At 49.9% G+C, this 5,395-nt stretch carries 2 protein-coding genes and 2 pseudogenes; all 4 read right to left on the minus strand.

The window, feature by feature from the left end:
* A pseudogene (locus ACEW8P_RS10280) lies at positions 1 to 699 on the minus strand (biotin carboxylase); the annotation flags it as partial.
* Positions 700 to 850: 151 nt separating this feature from the next.
* Complete coding sequence (locus tag ACEW8P_RS10285) at positions 851 to 3,616, minus strand: aminotransferase class I/II-fold pyridoxal phosphate-dependent enzyme (protein ID WP_373512995.1); 2,766 nt, start codon at positions 3,614 to 3,616, stop codon at positions 851 to 853.
* A gap of 124 nt (positions 3,617 to 3,740) precedes the next feature.
* Positions 3,741 to 4,703 (minus strand): carbon-nitrogen hydrolase family protein, encoded by a 963-nt coding sequence (locus ACEW8P_RS10290; protein ID WP_373512996.1) that lies wholly within the window; start codon positions 4,701 to 4,703, stop codon positions 3,741 to 3,743.
* 113 nt (positions 4,704 to 4,816) lie between these two features.
* A pseudogene (locus ACEW8P_RS10295) lies at positions 4,817 to 5,182 on the minus strand (four helix bundle protein).
* Between the last annotated feature and the right edge of the window lie 213 nt (positions 5,183 to 5,395).

Below are 5,395 nucleotides of genomic sequence, written 5' to 3' on the forward strand. Positions count from 1 at the left end.
GCAGGCCTCGATCGCCGAACCCCGGCAGTTGATGCGCTTCATGACTTTTACTTCGGCTTCGGCCTCAATTTCCTCGGCGTGTTTATTGTACTCTTCTTCGTTGGAGATAAAGAAAGTCGTGTGGCCCGAATCGCCGAAGGGTGTCTGAATCACCAGGTCGGTGCCCAACTTGTCAGCCGACACTTTGCCCAAATCCTTGTAGTTTTTTACTTTGGACAAAACGTAAGGCACACAAGCCACCCCCGCCTTCTCGGCGATGCGGTTGGTATTTACCTTATTGTCCATAAACGTCCGCATTTCGGCGGGCGGAAACATGATTTCCAAGCCTAGCTTTTCGGCCAGTTCCTCCGTTTTTTCATCAAACATCAGGAACATGACTTTGCCCGCTACGCCATTCTTTGAACGGAGCTTGATGTAGTTCTGCACTTCGGGGTGCATCAGCAGGTAGTTGTTAATGTCTTCGATACTCGTAAACTCATCGTGCGGCATCTCTTCCTTCGGTGAGAACACGTTAGGATGCAGCCCGTCGAAGCATTCGATATGGCAGATGAATTTAAAGCCCTTGATCCATTCATCGGCCCCCAACAGATTGAAGTTGGTAGCACTGATGAAGTAAAGCGGCACTTCATTCTTATGAAAATAGCGACGCATATCGGGAATTCCTTTGAGGGGCGGGGTAGGGTTGATTTCTTGAGACATAATTGGGGTATATGGTTGAATTAATCTTAGGGTTAACGGTTAAAGGTTAATGGTCAACGGGTTCTAAAAATAATGAAAGAGCAGAACTTGCAAGCGATGTTTGCCGGGTTAAGATCCGTTTACCCTTAACCGTTGACCTTTGACCGAAAAATTACGCTTCCGCGACTTCTATCGTCTTCTTCGTTTCCTTCTTACCATTGGCGTTGATCTCAACCGTTTTGATTTTTCGGTTAAGTATTTTTTTGGTAAAAATCCTCAAACCCAGGTCGGCCCGGAAGCCGTGGATTTCCTTGACGTCGAGGGCAAGCATGAAGTCGATGATTTCGGGACTGACGACCTGCCCCGGCACCAGCACCGGGAAGCCGGGTGGGTAGGGGATCACGAACGACGAAGCGACCAACTCCTGCCCATCGTCCACGGCTGTCTTGCAGTCGAGCAGGGAAATATAGTCGAAGTTTTCCTCGTCGTAAGCCAGAAAGTATGCCTCGCGCAGATTGCCGCCCGGTACGCCGGGAAGAGCCCGGAACGAATCGTGAAAACGGCTGAAATCGGGCAGCGGTGGCACATCCTCCGTCATCGACCAGATTTTCTGCTGGGCGATCTCCATCTCACGGGTATTCAACGATTCGAACTCCTCGTCGAGCTGTTTCGCGATCGTCAGCAAGGCATTGGTGAGGTAAGCCACGCTGCCGCGCGTGGTGCCGATGTTGGTCATCAACAGTACCGTATTGCGGGAGGTCTTATTGATTTGGATGTTGAATTGATCCATCAAGTACTTATTCTTGAAGGTATCGCCATCCACCCCCGTACGACCGATGAAGAGCGTGATTTTGGTCGGATCGAGCATAAACTCATCCTTTTCCCAAGCCTCATCCATCCGGTTCCAGCCCTTTTCTTTGTCATAGTACTCGCCCAGTCCGCTCTGGCGGTACTGATCGGGAATGAAGTCCTTGACGGTCAACACGTCGAAGTACTTGTTGAGCTGCGGGTCGTCGTTGACCTTGGCGCGAAGTACCATCGCCATTTCAATGCTCTTCTCGACCATCTCGTAACCCTCGAACTGCACCTGCCGACGGCCCACGTCGAGTGAAGCCAGCATTTGGTAGTTGGGTGAGGTGGAAGTGTGCGTCATATACGCTTCAAGGAAAGTGTTCTCGGACTTCTTGCGGAAATCCTCGTCCCAGATGTGGATCATAGAGCCCTGCCGAAAACTACTCAGCGTTTTGTGGGTACTTTGCGTCGAGTACACCCGGATGCGAACCTTATCAGGATCTGGCATTTTAGGATCTTCCCCTTTGCCGAGACTCTTAATGTGTTCGTCGTACTTGATTCGATACTTCTCGCTGCGGTATTTGGTATGCAATTTCTTGGCGGTATACATACCCGTACGCTGCTTGAAGACGTAGGTGAAGCCCGCGTAAGCAAACCACGCCTCATCCCAAAGGAAAATCATGTCCGGCTTGATGGCCAGAATTTCCTCCATCACCCGCTCCACGTTATAGACCAACCCGTCAAACGAGCAGTTGGTCAGCAGCAGCATCTTGACTTTATGCAGTTGTCCGGCGGCCTTCAGCTTCGATAATTTTTCTTTGATCGAAGCCAGCGGCACCGCGCCGTACATCGAGTACTTTTCGATGGGGTAGGAGTCGAGATAGACGGGATACGAACCCGCCAGTACCATACCATAGTGGTGGGACTTATGGCAGTCGCGGTCGATCAGTACCAAGTCTTCTGGCTCTACCAAAGCCTGCAGCACTATTTTGTTGGCGGTAGAGGTGCCATTCGTAACAAAAAACGTGTGCTGTGAGCCGTAAGCCGCCGAAGCCATTTGCTGGGCTTTCTTCAAAGAACCAGTGGGCTGCAAAAGTGAGTCCAACCCACCCGTGGTGGAGGAAGTTTCGGCCAGGAACATATTGCGACCGTAAAAATCCCCGAAATCCTTGATCCAGCGCGATTTGAAAACCGAGTTGCCGCGCGAAATCGGCATAGCGTGGAAAACGCCCGTCGGCTTTTGGCTGTATTCTTTTAGTGCACTAAAAAACGGTGTTTCGTAGCGTTCCTGGATACCCCGAATAATACCCAAATGCAGTTCCTGCAAGTCCTCACGGCGGTAGTATATCCGCTGGAAAGTCTGTAAGGTGCTGTCTTTTAGGTCATTCAATGAGGTATCTGTGACGTAGTAGATGTCCAGCTCGGGGCGGAATTTCTTCACCAACTCACCCAACAAAGGCCCAAGATCAGCCTCGGAGCGGTCTTCGAGATCTACGTCGAGCACATTCTGGATATAGGGCTTAATGAGCGGCGAAATATTTTCCGACAAAAATGGTGGCGCGTAACGAACGACGACCGCCTGAATATTGTGGTTGAAAATCAGGGCGATCAGCGCATCCTGAAAGGAATGTTGCACTAGCACATCATAGACAAATTGCTCATTTGGATCGCGAAGATCCTCCAACTTTTCGTGCAAAGCCGTCTCGTCGATGGGCGTCATGTCTTCCACGAAAAGTACTTCGAAGTAGTTTTTAGGCGTACCGTTTCCTACTTCCCTGATTTCCTGAACCCCACCATACTCACTCTCTTCCTCCAAAGCCGATAGCGGGTGGCTTCGGTAGGCGTCGCCCACCAGTTGGCGCGTCGTGACGGCCACGTTGTGCGCCAGGGCGGTGAACTCCTCCCGCACCAGCATGTGGCGCAGTTTTTCAACCTTCCCACTGCCCGGAAAAGTGTAGTACCGCTCCACCGTTTTCAGGTGATCCAGCAATTCTTCAATACGGGCTTTGTGCTGCTTAGCTGCCTTGGAATCAGACTTCCCCCGCGCCAGAAAGGAGCATTCATTCTTTAATTCGTTCCAGTGGTCGAGCCGAAGCTGACCGATGCTGAAATAGGGGGAAGATTGGGTTTTAGTTTTATTTTTCATGGGAATGTTTAAAAGGTTAACGGTCAACGGTCAACGGTTAAACGGCGTTCTATGAATTCCCGCTCGGCGTCCGCTTTTGCCACCGACAGATGGCCGAGAATCCTTGACCGTTAACCGTTGACCATTAACCTAAAAAAGAAACGTCGCTTGCCGGAATCCCCTCGTCTCCTTTGTAAGCAATACCACTTATGGGTATTTCCAGATCAGCTTCCTGCTGCTTCAATTCCGTCAGCTTTTTCAACTTAGTGGGCTTGATGAGTGGGCCGAGCTCTTCCAGATAGGCGTGTTTTTGACCTTTCTGGTATATCGTGAAATCGCCGATGTGGTCGCGGAAACTTTTCAAAGGTTGCCCGAGGCGAAGTACGCCGAGTTCACGGCTGCGTTTTACACGCTCGATGTTGAGTTCAAGCGGGAATATTTCTTCTGTGCTACCTGCTTGGTAGATCACGCGTCCGTCGGGTCCGCAAACAATGGAGCGACCATTCCCTCCGGTTTCCAGCCCATTCACGTCGAATAAATAGCACTGATTAACGGTAGCCATCGCCCTGGCAATGGATAACTCGGCGTCGCGGTCGATGGTACCCGTCATGGTCGGGTGCAGAATTACTTCCGCTCCCATTACCGTAAGGGTGCGGATCGTTTCGGGAAACCACATATCGTAGCAAATCGAAACTCCAAAGCGGCCCACCTCCGGTACGTCAAAGACACAAAACTCGCTGCCCGGCGTCACGCCGACCTCGAAGGGATAGAAAGGAAACATTTTGCTGTAACGCTTCACAATCTCGCCCTTGGGATTGATGATCGAGGCCGTATTGTACACATTGCCGTCCCTTTTCTCAAAAATAGAACCAGGTAACAACCAAACTTTATGCTTCTTGGCGGCGGCCTGCATCTCGGCTTCGAAAGTACCTGGTACCTCCTGGGCGTTGTGCAGTAGCGGGCCGTAGGCGCACAATTCGCTGAATACGACCATCTCTACCCAAGGGTAAAGGTTCATGGTGATATCCAACTTCAATTTCATCATTTCCACGTTGGGATACGTGGCCGACACCTTCATTTGTATGCCTGCAATTGCGAATGGTTTCATAGATTCTTTTCAGGGGTATTGTGACTTGTTTCTTGGGGTAAACGGTCAACGGTTAAAGGTCAAACGGCCTTCTACGATTTCTTGAGTCGCCGATTACACTCTGTGGAGAACCGTTAACCCTTGTTTCTTCTGACTTTGATGAGGTTTTGAAGCATGGAAGACACTTTCTTGGTTTTGTCTATAAATTCGATGCTTCTCTGCTTATCGATAAATTTTAGTTGCGAGGCTAGGTAAAGTTGGGTTCTAAGTTCAGCACACGAACCTTTGGCAATGAATAAAAACTGGACAAATTATTTATCTGTCTGACGTTCGAAACCCTCGGCTATATTGGAAGGAACAGAAACGGCTGACCTTTGAACTTGATCTCGAAATGCATAATCGCGACAATCTTTTAGCAGGGCATACACCTCAACACAAAGCCTCATCCCTTCCTTCCAAACCATCAAATCTTCAAAAGTCTGATACTTTCTATCTTCCATTTCATCATAATGTAACAGCGCAGAACAGACCGTTGACCGTTAACCGTTAACCCTTTTTAAAATTTCACCTTCCAATATATCCAGCCCGCGCGAAAACTGCTCATCGGTGATGACCAGGGGCGAAAGGATACGGATGATGTTTTTGTAAGTACCGGCACTGATGAGGATCAGGCCGCGCTCGGCGCAGCCTTTTACGATTTCATTGCAGAGGTC

The organism is Persicitalea sp. (genome assembly GCF_041751555.1).
In the GTDB taxonomy this organism is placed as follows: Bacteria; Bacteroidota; Bacteroidia; order Cytophagales; family Spirosomataceae; genus Persicitalea.

What these genes read in the sequence shown, in the direction of transcription:
- ACEW8P_RS10285 (WP_373512995.1), bottom strand. Translation starts at nt 3,616, where the DNA reads ATGAAAAATAAAACTAAAACCCAATCTTCCCCCTATTTCAGCATCGGT.
- ACEW8P_RS10290 (WP_373512996.1), bottom strand. Translation starts at nt 4,703, where the DNA reads ATGAAACCATTCGCAATTGCAGGCATACAAATGAAGGTGTCGGCCACG.